Raw genomic sequence first — 16,139 nt, 5'->3', positions numbered from 1 at the left:
AGATTTCCCATAGCGTAAGCTAGTAAGATCCCTGAAAGATGATCAGGTTGATAGGTTCGAGGTGGAAGCATGGTGACATGTGGAGCTGACGAATACTAATAGATCGAGGACTTAACCATATAATATGTAGCAATGTTATCTAGTTTTGAAGGAATATGCCTTCAATAGTTTGGTGATGATGGCAGAGAGGTCACACCCGTTCCCATACCGAACACGGAAGTTAAGCTCTCTAGCGCCGATGGTAGTTGGGACCTTGTCCCTGTGAGAGTAGGACGTCGCCAAGCTATTTATATCATCGCGGGGTGGAGCAGCACGGTAGCTCGTCGGGCTCATAACCCGAAGGTCGCAGGTTCAAATCCTGTCCCCGCAACCAAATGGTCCCGTGGTGTAGTGGTTAACATGCCTGCCTGTCACGCAGGAGATCGCCGGTTCGACCCCGGTCGGGACCGCCATTTTATATAAAGAAAAGAACGAAACATGTTGTTTCGTATTTTTTTATTTGTTTTAACAAAAAACTAATAAAGACAGTCAAACTATCCTTAGGAAAACTCCTAAGGACTTTTTTATATATTCAAAACCTGTATAATAAATAGCAGAGAACATTGTGAGTAAAGTAGGTGAAGTCTGTGAGTAAATATGAAATAACAACAAAATCATCTGAGGAAACACAAAGATTATCAGAAAAACTTGGTGAACTTGCTCAGGCACAAGATGTAATTATTTTAGAAGGAGATCTAGGGGCTGGTAAGACGACTTTTACAAAGGGACTAGCAAAAGGTCTTGGAGTGAAAAGAGTTGTAAATAGTCCTACCTTTAATATTATTAAAGAATATAAAGGGAGATTACCGCTATATCATATGGACGTGTATCGCTTAGCTGAAAGTGAAGAAGACTTAGGTTTTGATGAGTATTTCTACGGTGAAGGAATTACGGTAGTAGAATGGGCTCATTTAATAGAAGCATATTTACCAAATGAGAAGCTACAAATTAGTTTATTCCATGCTGGAGATGACACAAGAAACATTGTACTCGAGCCAATTGGAGATCGCTATATTAGATTATGTGAGGAGCTATTACAAGATGAAAGTACTAGCAATTGATACTTCAAATTATGTAATGGGTGTATCCCTTATTGAAGAAGGAAACGTAATTGGGGAAATCATTACAAATTTAACAAAAAATCATTCTGTGCGTCTTATGCCAGCTGTAGAACAACTGTTAAAAGAATGCGGTGTAAAACCAAAAGAATTAACTAAAATAGTTGTAGCTGCTGGACCAGGATCATATACAGGTGTTCGTATAGGTGTGACAGCTGCCAAAACATTAGCTTGGTCACTTCAAATACCAATTGTGGGTGTATCAAGTTTAGAAGTAGTGGCTGCAAACGGAGCTAATTTTGATGGATTAATCTGTCCTTTATTCGATGGAAGACGTGGACAAATTTATACTGGCTTATATACATATGAAGGAGAGGATTTAACTTCTATAGAGGAAGACCGAATCATCCTTATTGTAGACTGGTTGCAAATGTTAAAAGATAAAGGAAAGCCTGTTTTATTTATTGGTAACGATGTGAAACTACACAAAGAAACAATTATTGAACATTTAGGCAATCAAGCTGTCTTTGCTCCTTTCACTAAAAATAACCCAAGACCAAGTGAGCTAGCGTTCTTAGGATTACAAAAAGAAGAACAAGATGTACATTCATTTGTTCCTAGTTACCTTCGTTTAGCTGAAGCTGAAACAAAGTGGTTAGAAAGTCAAAACAAGTAGGAGCTTGCAGAGGATGGATATGATATTTAGAAAGATGGAACTTGATGATATTGCTCAAATTGTAGCCATTGAAGAAGCATCTTTTTCAACTCCTTGGACTGCAGATGCCTTTCACCGTGAGTTAACGATGAATGAACATGCACATTATGTTGTGCTAGAAAAAGATGGTCGTGTAATTGGGTATTGTGGATTGTGGATAATTATTGATGAATCGCATATAACAAATATAGCTATTTTGCCAGAATACAGAGGTCAAAAGCTAGGAGATGCTTTATTAAAAGAAGTTATTTCCGAGGCGAAAACTCTAGGTGTAAAAACGATGACACTTGAAGTACGTGTATCAAATGAAGTAGCAAAACAGTTATACAGAAAATACGGATTTCAAAATGGTGGAATTCGTAAACGATACTATGCAGACAATCAGGAAGATGGTCTCGTAATGTGGGTGAATATATAATGGAAAAAAATACGATTATACTTGGTATTGAAACAAGTTGTGATGAAACAGCAGTAGCGGTTGTTAAAAATGGAACGGAAATTATTGCAAATGTTGTTGCATCACAAATTGAAAGTCATAAACGTTTTGGCGGAGTTGTACCAGAGATTGCGTCCCGTCATCATGTAGAAGAAATTACAGTTGTATTAGAAGAAGCGTTAAAAGAAGCGAATATCACATTTGATGATATTGATGCAATTGCTGTCACAGAAGGACCTGGTTTAGTAGGAGCGCTTCTAATAGGGGTGAACGCAGCGAAAGCAGTGGCATTTGCACATGATATCCCCCTAGTTGGTGTTCATCATATCGCTGGCCACATTTATGCGAACCGCTTAGTAAAAGAAGTTCAATTCCCATTACTATCACTTGTTGTCTCTGGTGGGCATACAGAGCTTGTTTATATGAAAGAACATGGTTCATTTGAAGTAATTGGTGAAACGCGAGATGATGCAGCAGGAGAGGCATATGATAAAGTAGCTCGTACGTTATCTATGCCATATCCAGGTGGTCCTCATATTGATCGACTTGCACATGAAGGAGAACCAACAATTGATTTACCTCGTGCATGGCTAGAACCGGATTCGTATGATTTCAGTTTTAGCGGATTGAAATCAGCAGTTATCAACACTGTGCATAACGCAAAACAACGCGGGATAGAAATTGCACCGGAAGATTTAGCAGCAAGTTTCCAAGAGAGTGTAATTGACGTATTAGTAACGAAAGCATCTCGTGCAGCGGATGCTTATAACGTAAAGCAAGTGCTTCTTGCTGGTGGAGTAGCTGCGAATAAAGGACTGCGTGCACGTTTAGAAGCGGAATTTGCACAAAAAGAAAATGTAGAGCTAATTATTCCTCCTCTATCTTTATGTACAGATAATGCAGCAATGATTGCAGCGGCAGGTACAATTGCATATGAACAAGGAAAACGTGCTACATTAGCTTTAAATGCAAATCCAGGATTAGATATTGAAGCATAGTTATGCACAAAATTAACCACAGCTTGTGGATAAAACCCATATTATCTGTTGATAATATGGGTTTTATTGTGTATATAAAATGTTGATAACTTTTTTGTTGATTGTGGATAATGTGGAAAAGTTATTTTGTTGTTTATTTTATAAAGGTGGATATGTGTATAAGGTTGTGGATAAAATAGGTGAAGTCTGACCTTTAGATGTATTTTTCTCGGGAAATAAAAAACAAGAAGATATCTTTAAAAAACATTTTGAAATATGCTCTTATTAGAGGAGTCGCTAATATTGTCAAACTTTGTCGTTGAAACGATGCCTCATGTCGAATATTTTATACAATATGACGTTAATTCAAACTAGAAGATAAAAAGGATGCCGCATAGTCTAAAATCCCGACTTATGAGACATCCCTCTTATTTAAGACTCTTATAAATGTAATTCTTCCCATTCTGCCATACAAGCATCAAGTTGCTCTTGTAGTGTTTGCTTTTTCGTTGTAATTTCACTAGCCTTTTCATAATCTGCATATATTTCTGGTAAGCAAAGTTGATCTTCTAACGTAGCAATTTCCTCTTCAAATTGTACAATGTTTTGTTCTAGTTCCTCAATTTTTCGAGTACGTTGACGCTCCAACTTTTTGCGCTCTTTTTCTTCGAGATAATTTAATTTTTCTGGAGCTACAGTTTTTTGAACAGGAGCATGATTTTCTTGCTGCTCTTGTTGTTCAAACTCAGCACGTTCGATCATCTCATTTTTCTTTTCAACGTAGTAATCGTAATCCCCTAAATATTCCTGTGCACCTTCTGTTGATAACTCAACAACGGTCGTCGTTACACGATTAATAAAGTAGCGGTCATGAGATACAAAGAGAAGGGTACCAGGATAATCAATTAAAGCATTCTCCAAAATCTCTTTACTATTTAAATCAAGATGGTTTGTAGGCTCATCGAGAATTAATAAATTCGATTTTTGCATCATAAGTTTGGCAAGAGCTAAACGAGCTTTTTGTCCACCGCTAAGAGAAGATACTGGCTTTAATACATCATCTCCTGTGAATAAGAAGTTACCTAATATCGTGCGAATTTCTTTTTCAGGTTGCAGTGGGTATTCATCCCATAGCTCATTTAAAACGCGCTTAGAAGATGTTAAATTAGCTTGTTCCTGATCATAATAACCAACAGAGACATTAGATCCGAAAGAAACCTCACCATGTAATAGTGGTAACTTATTCACAATGGATTTTAATAATGTGGATTTCCCAATTCCATTTGGACCAACTAAAGCAACACTATCTCCGCGTGTTAAGCGCATTGTTACATGTTCAATAATTGGATCCTTATCATAGCCGATAGTTGCGTCCTTTACTTGTAAAACATCATTTCCACTTTGTTTTTCAATATCGAAGTGGAAGGAAGCTGACTTAGAATCCCCTAATGGTCTTGTTAATAATTCCATACGGTCTAATTGTTTCCGACGACTTTGCGCACGTTTTGTCGTAGATGCACGAGCTATATTTTTTTGAACGAAGTCCTCTAGCTTAGCAATCTCATCTTGTTGTTTTTCATAACGTTTCATTTCTTGCTCGTATAGTGCTGATTTTAAGTCTAAATATTTACTGTAGTTACCAACAAATCGTCTACTTTCTTTATTCGAAATTTCATATACTTGTGTAACAAGTTTATCTAAGAAATAACGGTCATGGGAAACGATTAGTATTGCGCCAGGATAACCTTGTAAATATTGTTCAAGCCATGTTAATGTTTCGATGTCTAAATGGTTTGTAGGCTCGTCCAAAATAAGTAAGTCTGGTTTCGTTAATAATAATTTACCGAGAGCTAATCGTGTTTTTTGTCCACCGCTTAATGTCGAAATCGTCGTCTGGTGCGTTTCAACTGGGAAGCCAAGACCACTTAAAATCGAACGGATATCTGCTTCGTACTGATAGCCACCTTGATCTTTATAATCTAATTGTAATTGGTCATAATCAGCTAATAATCTTTCATATGTAGCCTCGTTTGAAAAGTTTTCTTCTTTTCCCATCTCTTGCTCTAGCCTTCGAAGTTTTGTCTCCATTTGCTGCAAGTGTGTAAAGACGGTTAACATTTCATCCCAAATTGTTAAAGATGTTTCTAAACCGGTATTTTGAGCTAAATATCCAATTGAGACATCTTTCGGCTTTATAATTTCTCCACCATCATGAGATAGCTCACCCGCTATTATTTTTAATAATGTAGATTTTCCAGCGCCATTTCGTCCGACTAATGCGATACGATCTTTCGTTTGAACTTCTAATTTTATATTTGAAAGAATCGTTTCTGCACCGTATAATTTCGAAAGCGCGTTTACTTGTAATAAAATCAATGTTTTCACCTCAAATAATTTCTTAACTTTGCCATGTTTATATTTCTCAATCATACTAAAAATAGTGTATAGTTTAAAATACAGAGAGAATACTTCTTCTTTCTATTATACAAGGAATTTAATAAGTGCTAAACTTCTGTATTTAATTAAAGCATATGAATAAAGATAGGAAGAGAGGAGAGGTTATATGGAGCAGCAGAAAATTCCACAAGCCACTGCTAAGAGATTGCCTCTATACTATCGATTTATCCAAAACTTATCTTTGTCTGGTAAGCAACGTGTTTCATCAGCCGAATTAAGTGAAGCGGTAAAGGTTGATTCCGCAACGATTCGAAGAGATTTCTCATACTTTGGAGCATTAGGGAAAAAAGGATATGGATATAACGTAAATTATTTATTATCATTTTTCCGTGAAACACTCGACCAAGATGATATAACACGTGTAGCGCTTATTGGAGTAGGTAATTTAGGGACCGCTTTCTTACATTATAATTTCACGAAAAACAATAATACAAAAATTGAAATGGCGTTTGATATTAGTGAAGAGAAAGTTGGAACAGAAATCGGAGGCATTCCTGTATATCACTTAGATGAATTAGAAGAACGTTTATCATCTGATATACAAGTGGCAATATTAACAGTACCCGCTACAGTAGCACAATCTGTAGCTGATAGATTGGCAGAAACAAACGTGCATGGTATTTTGAATTTCACACCAGCACGATTAAATGTGTCAGACAATATAAGAATTCATCATATTGATTTAGCAGTAGAGTTACAAACATTAGTTTACTTTTTGAAGAATTATCCACAATAAAACGCAGAGGGAGCGACCTCTGCGTTTTATTATTGTTTTTTCTTTGTGAATTTAACTAAGATGAGGCGAAGTGCCAAATTAAAATCAATCGTCGCCATAACTGCAAATAGTATTGTCCACATATTCCAAATTGTATCTGTTACATTCCTAATGGCTAGATGTGTAAAGATACATCCTAGAAGGAAGTACAATATAGCCATGAACAATGGTGAGTTTCTCATACTAAAAATCCTCCGATAAAGCCTTGCATTTTTTCAGCTTCTTTAATCATTTCTTGAATTTGTTCGTTACTCATTAAAACTTGGGCAACTGCAACTAATGTATTCATTGCAACATGAGCTGCAATTGGAACGATAATACGCTTCGTTTTTACATATAAGAAGGCGAATACGAGCCCCATAGCAGTGTATACCAATAAGTGAGTAAAATCAAAATGAATCGCCGCAAATACAAGGGAACTAATGATAGCGGCAATAAAGAAGTTAAACTTCTTATAAAGTGTACCAAATAAAATTTTTCTAAATACGATTTCTTCCAAAATAGGTCCTATTATAGAGATGACGATAAGGAACCAAGGTGTCGTTCTTGCGATATCCATAAGTCTCGCTGTATTTTCAGATCCAGGTTTAATACCTAATACATACATTTCAATCATACCAGCAATACTTTGCGAGAAAAATGCTAAGAAGAACCCGATAAAAATCCAACCAATTGTAGCTGGAACAGTAGAACGCTTTGTATCTAAATGTCTGTCACGAATATCTGTTCTAAGTAACCAAAGTATGATACATAATGCAATAAAGAAGCTAATGATCGCCCAGTGACCAGTTATGAGTTGAAATTTCTCTTCCCTAGTGAATCCCCTGTTATCATAAAGCCCAGTTTTCAGAAGAAGTGGTAATCCAGCAATTGATGATAACTGCATTAAAATGTATGTAACGATAACCCACCAATATTGTTTTTTCAAATGGTTTAACCATCCTTTCTAACTTTAGTGTATGAGATAAGGTAGGATAACATGTAAAGATGCTACCTACGATATAAACTTTACTTACATTATGTTTTTTTTGTAAATCCTTATTTGAAATTATAATAGAAGACAGGAGAAAGTTGTGTGTGTAGCGAAAACAACTTAGGGTGTCCTTTCATATTGTAACATACGAGTAGTGGAAACAACGATTCATATAGTAAAGGTAGAAGAAGAGGAACTCTATATAGAAAAATTTATAGCGTAATTTGCGAAAAAATTATGATTTTTTTACTTGCAAAAGAAATTGAGATTATTTATTATTATAAGTGTGTTAGCACTCGGGTGACTTGAGTGCTAATAAATAAAATTTACATAACAAAATGAGGAGGTTATTGTTCATGCTAAAGCCATTAGGTGATCGCGTTGTAATTGAGCTTGTTCAAGCGGAAGAAAAAACAGCAAGTGGTATTGTATTACCAGACACAGCAAAAGAAAAACCACAAGAGGGTAAAGTTATTGCAGTAGGTACTGGTCGAGTGCTTGAAAATGGTGAGCGTGTTGCTTTAGAGGTAGCAGCAGGTGATCTTATCATCTTCTCAAAATATGCAGGTACTGAAGTGAAATATGAAGGTACAGACTACTTGATTTTACGTGAAAGTGACATTTTAGCAGTTATCGGTTAATTATATAAATCTTAAAAAATCCAAGGGGGTCAATTATTATGGCAAAAGATATTAAATTTAGTGAAGAAGCACGTCGTTCGATGCTTCGCGGTGTCGACACTCTTGCAAATGCAGTAAAAGTAACGCTTGGACCAAAAGGTCGTAACGTTGTTCTTGAGAAAAAATTCGGTTCACCACTTATTACAAATGACGGTGTAACAATCGCAAAAGAAATTGAATTAGAAGATGCATTCGAAAACATGGGTGCGAAATTAGTAGCAGAAGTTGCTAGCAAAACAAATGATGTAGCTGGTGACGGAACAACAACTGCAACTGTATTAGCACAAGCTATGATTCGTGAAGGTCTTAAAAACGTAACAGCTGGTGCGAACCCAATGGGTCTTCGTAAAGGTATCGAAAAAGCTGTAGTTGCTGCAGTAGAAGAATTAAAAACGATTTCTAAACCAATCGAAGGTAAATCTTCTATCGCACAAGTAGCTGCTATTTCTGCTGCTGACGAAGAAGTAGGTCAATTAATCGCTGAAGCAATGGAGCGCGTTGGTAACGACGGCGTTATTACTTTAGAAGAATCTAAAGGTTTCACAACAGAATTAGACGTAGTAGAAGGTATGCAATTTGATCGTGGATATGCATCTCCTTACATGATTACTGATTCTGACAAAATGGAAGCAGTTCTTGATAACCCATACATCTTAATCACTGACAAAAAGATTTCTAACATTCAAGAAATCTTACCAGTATTAGAGCAAGTGGTACAACAAGGTAAACCGCTTCTTATCATTGCTGAAGATGTAGAAGGCGAAGCGTTAGCTACATTAGTAGTGAACAAACTTCGTGGTACATTCAATGTAGTAGCTGTTAAAGCTCCTGGATTTGGTGACCGTCGTAAAGCAATGCTAGAAGATATCGCAATTTTAACTGGTGGCGAAGTAATCACTGAAGAATTAGGCCGTGACTTAAAATCTGCTACAGTTGAATCTTTAGGACGCGCTGGTAAAGTTGTTGTAACGAAAGAAAACACAACTGTAGTTGAAGGTGTAGGAAGCACAGAACAAATCGAAGCTCGCATCGGTCAAATCCGTGCGCAATTAGAAGAAACGACTTCTGAATTCGATCGTGAAAAATTACAAGAGCGTCTTGCAAAACTTGCAGGTGGCGTAGCAGTAATTAAAGTAGGTGCAGCAACTGAAACTGAGTTAAAAGAGCGCAAACTTCGCATTGAAGATGCACTTAACTCAACTCGTGCAGCAGTAGAAGAAGGTATCGTTGCAGGTGGTGGTACTTCACTTATGAACGTATACACGAAAGTAGCTTCTATCGTAGCTGAAGGCGACGAAGCAACAGGTATCAACATCGTACTTCGTGCACTAGAAGAGCCAGTTCGCCAAATCGCAATCAACGCTGGTCTAGAAGGATCTGTAGTTGTAGAGCGTCTAAAAGGCGAAAAAGTAGGCGTTGGTTTCAACGCAGCTACTGGCGAATGGGTTAACATGCTTGAAACTGGTATCGTAGATCCAGCTAAAGTAACTCGCTCTGCACTTCAAAACGCAGCATCTGTTGCAGCTATGTTCTTAACAACTGAAGCTGTAGTAGCTGACAAGCCAGAACCAAATGCACCAGCAATGCCTGACATGGGCGGCATGGGCATGGGCGGTATGGGCGGAATGATGTAATTCCGTTCGCGCTAAAAAACATCCATTTCTATATAGAAATGGATGTTTTTTTATGTTTTTTAGAAAAGGAAATGAATTTCTGTAGAATTTTGTCGCTTTCTCTCTTGACCATACCGACACTTCATTGTTAGAATCTAGGAAGATAATATAAAACGATCCTTCATATATCCTCAAAGATATGGTTTGAGAGTCTCTACCGGGTTACCGTAAACAACCTGACTATGAAGGCAGTGTGTCTTATATTTATAAAGAGCGGAGACTATCTTTCTTTATAAAGCCAGACCCCTGCCTTTTCTTTGTTATGAGACTAGAGGCGGAGGACTGGCTTTTTTTATTATATTGGTAATGCTTTTCGCCTAATTGGTGAAAATATTTATATACGAGAACTAACGTTGGGGTGATTATTTTGAAGAAGCAACACGATACAATTATCGTTTTAGATTTTGGAAGTCAATACAATCAGTTAATAGCACGTCGAATTCGTGAGTTCGGTGTATACAGTGAACTTCATCCGCATACAATTACTGCAGAAGAAATTAAAGAAATAAATCCAAAAGGGATTATTTTCTCTGGTGGACCAAATAGTGTATATGGTGAAGGTGCATTACATTGTGATGAAAAAATCTTTGACCTAGGATTACCGATCTTCGGTATTTGTTACGGTATGCAGCTTATGACACAAAAATTCGGTGGTAAAGTAGAACGTGCAAACCACCGTGAGTACGGAAAAGCGGTTCTTAAAGTAGAGAACGAATCAAAATTATATGCGAACCTTCCAGAAGAGCAAGTTGTATGGATGAGCCATGGCGACTTAGTAACTGGTTTACCTGAAGGATTCGTAGTAGACGCAACAAGTGAGTCTTGCCCAATTGCTGGTATGAGCAATGAAGCGAAAAACTTATACGGTGTACAATTCCACCCAGAAGTACGTCACTCTGAGCACGGTAACGATTTAATTAAAAACTTCGTATTCGGCGTATGTGGTTGTTCTGAAGGATGGAACATGGAGAACTTTATCGAAGTAGAATTAGAAAAAATTCGTGAAACTGTTGGAGACAAAAAAGTTCTATGCGCACTTAGTGGCGGTGTAGATTCTTCTGTTGTAGCAGTATTAATTCATAAAGCAATCGGCGATCAATTAACTTGTATCTTCGTTGACCACGGCTTACTTCGTAAAGGCGAAGCAGAAGGCGTTATGAAAACATTTAGCGAAGGCTTCCATATGAACGTTATTAAAGTGGATGCAAAAGAACGCTTCATGAACAAGTTAAAAGGTGTAGAAGATCCAGAACAAAAACGTAAAATTATCGGTAACGAATTCATTTACGTATTTGATGATGAAGCTTCTAAATTAGAAGGAATGGACTTCTTAGCACAAGGTACACTTTACACAGATATCGTTGAAAGTGGTACAGCAACTGCACAAACAATTAAATCTCACCATAACGTTGGTGGACTTCCAGAAGACATGCAGTTCAAATTAATTGAGCCTTTAAATACTTTATTTAAAGACGAAGTACGTGTATTAGGATCTGAACTAGGAATTCCTGATGAAATCGTATGGCGTCAACCATTCCCAGGCCCTGGTCTTGGTATTCGTGTACTAGGTGAAATCACAGAAGAGAAATTAGAAATCGTTCGTGAATCTGATGCGATTTTACGTGAAGAAATTATTAAAGCAGGCTTAGACCGCGAAATCTGGCAATACTTCACTGCGCTTCCTGGTATGCGTAGCGTAGGTGTTATGGGTGACGAGCGTACTTACGATTACACAGTAGGTATCCGTGCAGTAACATCTATCGACGGTATGACAGCTGACTGGGCACGTATCCCTTGGGACGTGTTAGAGAAAATCTCTGTACGTATCGTAAACGAAGTGAAACACGTTAACCGTATCGTGTATGATGTAACGAGTAAGCCACCAGCAACTATCGAGTGGGAATAGTATTATAATAAAGGATCCATCTATTGCTCATGAGCAATAGATGGATCTTTTTTATTTTGATTTTAATACGAACGAAAATATAAAAGTTAATAAAAATGTTCGTATTTAAATTGACAAAAATACTTTCAAGAGTTAATATGAGTATGTAATTCAAACGAAAAGTGAATATTATGCCGTCGTATAATATCGGGGATATGGCCCGAAAGTTTCTACCTAGCTACCGTAAATGGCTTGACTACGAGGCGTTTTTATAAAGGTGAGGGGAATCTTATCTTTATTCATAGAACGCTTCCATGTATATGCAATGGAAGCCTTTTTTATTTTTAATAGATAAAAGAGGGCTAGGGGATTACGGCGAGTAATCATATAACGGGGGAAACGTAAGATGAAACGCTATTTTCAGTTTGATGAACTCGGCACGAATTACAAAACAGAGTTCATAGCAGGTTTAACGACATTTTTATCTATGGCTTACGTACTATTTGTCAATCCTGCTACGCTGTCACTTGGAAATGTTAAAGGATTACCGGCAGGTACAGGAATGGATCCAGGTGCAGTATTCGTTGCTACAGCATTAGCAGCAGCGATTGGTTCGTTAATTATGGGTATTTTCGCGAAGTATCCAATTGCTTTAGCGCCAGGTATGGGAATTAACGCGTTCTTTGCTTATACAGCAGTATTAACGATGGGTATTCCATGGCAAACGGCAATTGCTGGAACGTTAATGTCAGGTATTATCTTTATTATTCTTACAGCTTCAGGTATTCGTGAAAAAATCATTAATGCAATTCCATCAGAGCTAAAGTTTGCAGTAGCGGCAGGTATCGGATTATTCATTGCTTTCCTTGGATTCCAAAATGCTGGAATTATCGTGAAAAATGATGCTGTTCTTGTTGGGTTGGGGGACTTAACAAAGGGCACAACGTTACTAGCAATTTTCGGAGTTGTTACGACCATTATTTTCATGATTAAGAAAGTTAATGGTGCAGTATTTTACGGTATGATTCTTACGGCAATCTTAGGAGTAGCAACCGGATTAATTGATACTCCGAAAGCGGTAGTGGGAGCAATACCGAGTCTAGAACCAACGTTCGGTGCAGCATTAACGCACTTCGGAGATATTTTCACTGTTCAAATGGGGATTGTTATTATAACGTTCTTCTTTATCGATTTCTTTGATACAGCAGGTACACTTGTAGCGGTTGCGAATCAAGCGGGATTAATGAAGAACAATAAATTACCACGTGCAGGAAAAGCATTATTTGCAGATGCAATTGCAACTGTAATTGGTGCGATCTTAGGTACATCAACAACAACGTCTTATATTGAATCTTCTGCAGGGGTAGCAGCGGGTGGACGTTCTGGATTTACAGCAGTTGTAACAGCAGGATTCTTCTTATTCGCACTATTCTTCTCGCCATTATTAAGTGTTGTAACACCAGCTGTAACAGCGCCAGCGTTAATTATTGTAGGAATCTTGATGGTTTCGTCTTTAGGAGAGATTGACTGGAAGAAATTAGAAATTGCAGTACCAGCATTCTTTACTATCATTTCAATGCCACTTACGTATAGTATCGCAACAGGAATTGCAATCGGGTTTATCTTCTATCCAATTACAATGGTAGTAAGTGGTCGACGTAAAGAGATTCATCCAATTATGTATGTTATGGGAGTTTTATTCGTACTATATTTCATCTACGTTCGTAAATAAAAGGGGTTTTTGAAAGGTCTAGACTTAAGGGGAGTCTAGATCTTTTTTGCGTCTTCAGAAAAACTTAAGGATTTCCGAGCGTTTTTCTTCAGAAGTTTTCCTATAATAGAAGTTAGGGATTAAAAAAGTGATGGGGGAGATATTGTGGCAAATGAAACAATACTTGTCGTAGATGATGAAAAAGAAATTAGGAATCTTATTACAATCTATTTAAAGAATGAAGGATATAAAGTATTGCAAGCAGGGGACGGCGAAGAAGGATTACGTTTACTAGAAGAAAACGAAGTACATCTAGTCGTATTAGATATTATGATGCCGAAAGTAGACGGCATTCATATGTGTATGAAAGTAAGGGAAGAAAAAGAAATGCCAATTATTATGCTTTCCGCGAAAACGCAAGATATGGATAAGATTTTAGGGTTAACAACGGGTGCAGATGATTACGTAACGAAACCATTTAATCCGTTAGAGTTAATCGCAAGGATAAAATCTCAGTTACGTCGTTATATGAAAATGAATGGTTTTTCTATTCAAAATGAGGACGAGTTAGAAATTGGAGAGATGAAAATCAACATCTCGACCCATAAAGTTATTGTAGAGGGAGAAGAAGTGAAGTTGACCCCGAGGGAATTTTCAATTCTAGAATTACTAGCTCGTAATCCCGGTATGGTCTTTAGCGCAGAACAAATTTATGAAAAGGTTTGGAACGAACGATCTTTTCAGTCAGATAATACTGTAATGGTGCATATTCGAAAAGTACGTGAAAAGATTGAGGAGAATCCAAGGAAGCCTAGATATATAAAAACAGTATGGGGAGTGGGGTATAAGATTGAAAAAGATATTTAATCCATTTACTTATATAAGGAAAATAAGACAATTAATTGAGAAATTAGTAAAGAGCGTACGAAAGAGTATAAGAATTCAACTGATTACTACTTTCGCTGCTTGTGCGTTATTAGGAGTTTTTTTTGCAAAGGGAGCTGCACCATTTTTTGAGAATGCGAATCGTAAAGCGACTGTCGATTATCGGTCTGGTATGCAACAAATTAATTATCAAGCTCAAAGAGCAGCAAATAGTTCGGTGCATGAAAATAAATTAGAAGCTATATCCAATATGATCGAAACGGAGAATCAAAATTTAGAGCGAGGAAATAGAGCTTTAAAAATATTGGTTACTGACGAAAGTGGTAAAGTTGTATATAAAACGAAGCAGGCACAAGAAGAGCAAATCGATCTGCATAATACGATTCGTAATGCAGCATCATTTGCGATTAACTATTCAAATGGTCAAGATATATTTGAAAATACGAGAAAAGAATTTATAGCTTTTTCACCTATTACAATAGAAGATAAGAATTTATATATGTTCGTTAGTGGAATTCCGGATGGTGTAGTAATGTATGATACGCAAGAAGGCCCATTCCCATTTTTAATTGGTGTACTCGTATTCATTTTCTCTTTCTTCTATATAACAAAGAGAAAGATGAAACAAATTGAAGCGATGGCAGAAGGTGTAAAGGAAATAGAAAAAGGCAACTTAGCGTACCGTATTGAGAAGAAAGGTGAAGATGAGATTGCGTCTTTAACTGAGAATATTAATAATATGGCGGAAGAGCTTATGAATAATATAGAAAAGGAACGTAGATTAGAGAAGCAAAAGAATGAGCTTATTACGAATGTATCTCACGATTTACGTACACCACTGACTTCTATTATGGGTTACTTGCGATTACTTCGAGATTCTAAATATGAAAATAAAGAACAACATGATGAGTATACAAGAATTGCTTTTGCTAAATCGGAGCAGTTAAAGAATTTAATAGAAGATTTATTTGAGTATACGAAGTTAACGAATGAACAAGTTATATTAGAAAAACAAGAAGTATGTATAAATGAGTTATTGGAGCAATTAATAGAAGAGTTAGTACCGCAGGCGGAAGAGCATGGACTTACGTTCGTTAAGAAGTTTCCTGAAGAACGTGCCTATGCAGCGATTGATTCGGAAAAGATGGTTCGTGTATTTGATAATTTATTAATGAACGCGATTAAGTATAGTAAAGATGATGGGGAGATAAAAGTTTCTCTTCAAAGGCAGCGACGGGATATACAAATTGTAATTGCGAATCATAGTGAAGTGTTTACGAGAGAAGAGTTAGCGAGTTTGTTTGAACGTTTTTATAAGAAAGATCAATCAAGAAGTAGAGTAACAGAAGGATCGGGTCTTGGATTGGCGATTGCGAAAAGTATTGTTGAATTACAAGGTGGTAGTATTCGAGCTGAATATGAGGATGGTGTTATTCAGTTTATCGTCTCGTTACCAATTATAGAAAGATAATAAACGAATAGAATGGTATATGATAAAAAGGCTTATTTTAAAAGAAATAAGTCTTTTTATATTTTTTTAGAAAAACATATTGACGATTAGAGATTAGAGGTGTAATATTATACGAGTCGCTGATGACAACAACGTTGAAAGCGACAAACGAAATAAAAAACTTAGTTGACATTGAAAGATGAAGATGTTAACATAAGGAAGTCGCAAATGAGCGGCCAAGTAGTTCTTTGAAAACTGAACGAAACAAACAACGTGAAACGTCAATTTTTATTTTAGATGCTAGACAAACTAACTTTATTGGAGAGTTTGATCCTGGCTCAGGATGAACGCTGGCGGCGTGCCTAATACATGCAAGTCGAGCGAATGGATTAAGAGCTTGCTCTTATGAAGTTAGCGGCGGACGG

The 16,139-nt window shown here is 36.9% G+C and carries 14 protein-coding genes, 2 tRNA genes, 3 rRNA genes and 2 riboswitches; of the genes, 16 read left to right on the top strand and 3 right to left on the bottom strand.

Annotated features, from left to right (window positions below; translation table 11 throughout):
- The 8 genes from PQF83_RS28085 to tsaD all read left to right on the top strand — a co-directional run.
- A 23S ribosomal RNA gene (locus PQF83_RS28085) occupies positions 1-119 on the top strand; the annotation flags it as partial.
- Positions 120-168: 49 nt separating this feature from the next.
- Positions 169-284 (top strand): 5S ribosomal RNA (rrf, locus tag PQF83_RS28080).
- Between the two features lie 12 nt (positions 285-296).
- Positions 297-373: transfer RNA gene (locus tag PQF83_RS28075), tRNA-Met, on the top strand.
- 3 nt (positions 374-376) lie between these two features.
- Positions 377-452, top strand: a tRNA-Asp gene (locus tag PQF83_RS28070).
- 174 nt (positions 453-626) lie between these two features.
- Positions 627-1,100: a tRNA (adenosine(37)-N6)-threonylcarbamoyltransferase complex ATPase subunit type 1 TsaE gene (gene tsaE / locus PQF83_RS28065; protein WP_000049631.1), complete on the top strand. Its 474-nt coding sequence runs from the start codon at positions 627-629 to the stop codon at positions 1,098-1,100.
- Positions 1,081-1,773 (top strand): tRNA (adenosine(37)-N6)-threonylcarbamoyltransferase complex dimerization subunit type 1 TsaB, encoded by a 693-nt coding sequence (tsaB, locus tag PQF83_RS28060; protein ID WP_000865758.1) that lies wholly within the window; start codon positions 1,081-1,083, stop codon positions 1,771-1,773. The genes tsaE and tsaB overlap by 20 nt, the downstream gene beginning before the upstream one ends.
- Positions 1,774-1,786: 13 nt before the next feature.
- Positions 1,787-2,230, top strand: a complete 444-nt coding sequence (gene rimI, locus PQF83_RS28055) for a ribosomal protein S18-alanine N-acetyltransferase (protein ID WP_000367197.1) — start codon at positions 1,787-1,789, stop codon at positions 2,228-2,230.
- Positions 2,230-3,246 (top strand): tRNA (adenosine(37)-N6)-threonylcarbamoyltransferase complex transferase subunit TsaD, encoded by a 1,017-nt coding sequence (gene tsaD / locus PQF83_RS28050; protein WP_000414588.1) that lies wholly within the window; start codon positions 2,230-2,232, stop codon positions 3,244-3,246. The genes rimI and tsaD overlap by 1 nt, the downstream gene beginning before the upstream one ends.
- A 420-nt stretch (positions 3,247-3,666) precedes the next feature.
- On the opposite strand, the gene PQF83_RS28045 is transcribed toward tsaD, so the two are convergent.
- Positions 3,667-5,601, bottom strand: coding sequence for an ABC-F family ATP-binding cassette domain-containing protein (locus PQF83_RS28045; protein ID WP_000602165.1), 1,935 nt, complete (start codon positions 5,599-5,601; stop codon positions 3,667-3,669).
- A gap of 187 nt (positions 5,602-5,788) precedes the next feature.
- Here PQF83_RS28045 and PQF83_RS28040 point away from each other — a divergent pair, with 187 nt between their 5' ends.
- Positions 5,789-6,418, top strand: coding sequence for a redox-sensing transcriptional repressor Rex (locus PQF83_RS28040; RefSeq protein WP_000437698.1), 630 nt, complete (start codon positions 5,789-5,791; stop codon positions 6,416-6,418).
- A 29-nt stretch (positions 6,419-6,447) separates the two neighbouring features.
- Here PQF83_RS28040 and PQF83_RS28035 read toward each other — a convergent pair whose 3' ends face one another.
- Both PQF83_RS28035 and PQF83_RS28030 read right to left on the bottom strand, forming a co-directional pair.
- A complete protein-coding gene (locus PQF83_RS28035) occupies positions 6,448-6,639 on the bottom strand; it encodes a YdiK family protein (RefSeq protein WP_001246207.1) in 192 nt (63 codons plus the stop codon).
- Positions 6,636-7,385: a CPBP family intramembrane glutamic endopeptidase gene (locus PQF83_RS28030; protein ID WP_000745335.1), complete on the bottom strand. Its 750-nt coding sequence runs from the start codon at positions 7,383-7,385 to the stop codon at positions 6,636-6,638. The genes PQF83_RS28035 and PQF83_RS28030 overlap by 4 nt, the downstream gene beginning before the upstream one ends.
- Before the next feature lie 401 nt (positions 7,386-7,786).
- On the opposite strand from PQF83_RS28030, the gene groES reads away from it, so the two are divergent.
- From groES to PQF83_RS27995, 7 genes are all read left to right on the top strand, one after another.
- The gene (gene groES, locus PQF83_RS28025) at positions 7,787-8,071 is read left to right on the top strand and encodes a co-chaperone GroES (protein WP_000917306.1); all 285 of its coding nucleotides are present in this window, start codon (positions 7,787-7,789) and stop codon (positions 8,069-8,071) included.
- A gap of 38 nt (positions 8,072-8,109) precedes the next feature.
- The gene (gene groL / locus PQF83_RS28020; protein ID WP_001029999.1) at positions 8,110-9,744 is read left to right on the top strand and encodes a chaperonin GroEL; all 1,635 of its coding nucleotides are present in this window, start codon (positions 8,110-8,112) and stop codon (positions 9,742-9,744) included.
- Positions 9,745-9,884: 140 nt separating this feature from the next.
- Positions 9,885-9,986, top strand: a riboswitch (purine riboswitch).
- Between the two features lie 164 nt (positions 9,987-10,150).
- On the top strand, positions 10,151-11,689 hold the full coding sequence (gene guaA / locus PQF83_RS28015) for a glutamine-hydrolyzing GMP synthase (protein WP_000743925.1): 1,539 nt from the start codon (positions 10,151-10,153) through the stop codon (positions 11,687-11,689).
- 156 nt (positions 11,690-11,845) lie between these two features.
- Positions 11,846-11,947: riboswitch (purine riboswitch) on the top strand.
- 127 nt (positions 11,948-12,074) lie between these two features.
- The gene (locus PQF83_RS28010; protein ID WP_272792352.1) at positions 12,075-13,400 is read left to right on the top strand and encodes an NCS2 family permease; all 1,326 of its coding nucleotides are present in this window, start codon (positions 12,075-12,077) and stop codon (positions 13,398-13,400) included.
- A gap of 144 nt (positions 13,401-13,544) precedes the next feature.
- Positions 13,545-14,246 carry a response regulator transcription factor gene (locus PQF83_RS28005; protein WP_001262954.1) on the top strand — a complete coding sequence of 234 codons (702 nt, stop codon included), beginning with the start codon at positions 13,545-13,547 and terminating at the stop codon, positions 14,244-14,246.
- The gene (ampS, locus tag PQF83_RS28000; RefSeq protein ID WP_000719219.1) at positions 14,230-15,735 is read left to right on the top strand and encodes an aminopeptidase AmpS; all 1,506 of its coding nucleotides are present in this window, start codon (positions 14,230-14,232) and stop codon (positions 15,733-15,735) included. Before PQF83_RS28005 ends, ampS begins: the two co-directional genes overlap by 17 nt.
- Positions 15,736-16,029: 294 nt before the next feature.
- Positions 16,030-16,139 (top strand): 16S ribosomal RNA (locus PQF83_RS27995); the annotation flags it as partial.

The sequence above is a fragment of the Bacillus sp. FF-1 genome (assembly GCF_028548245.1).
Taxonomy (GTDB): domain Bacteria; phylum Bacillota; class Bacilli; order Bacillales; family Bacillaceae_G; genus Bacillus_A; species Bacillus_A paranthracis.
The sequence above is the reverse complement of the archived record's forward strand: the minus strand, read 5'-3'. Positions and strand labels throughout refer to the sequence as shown.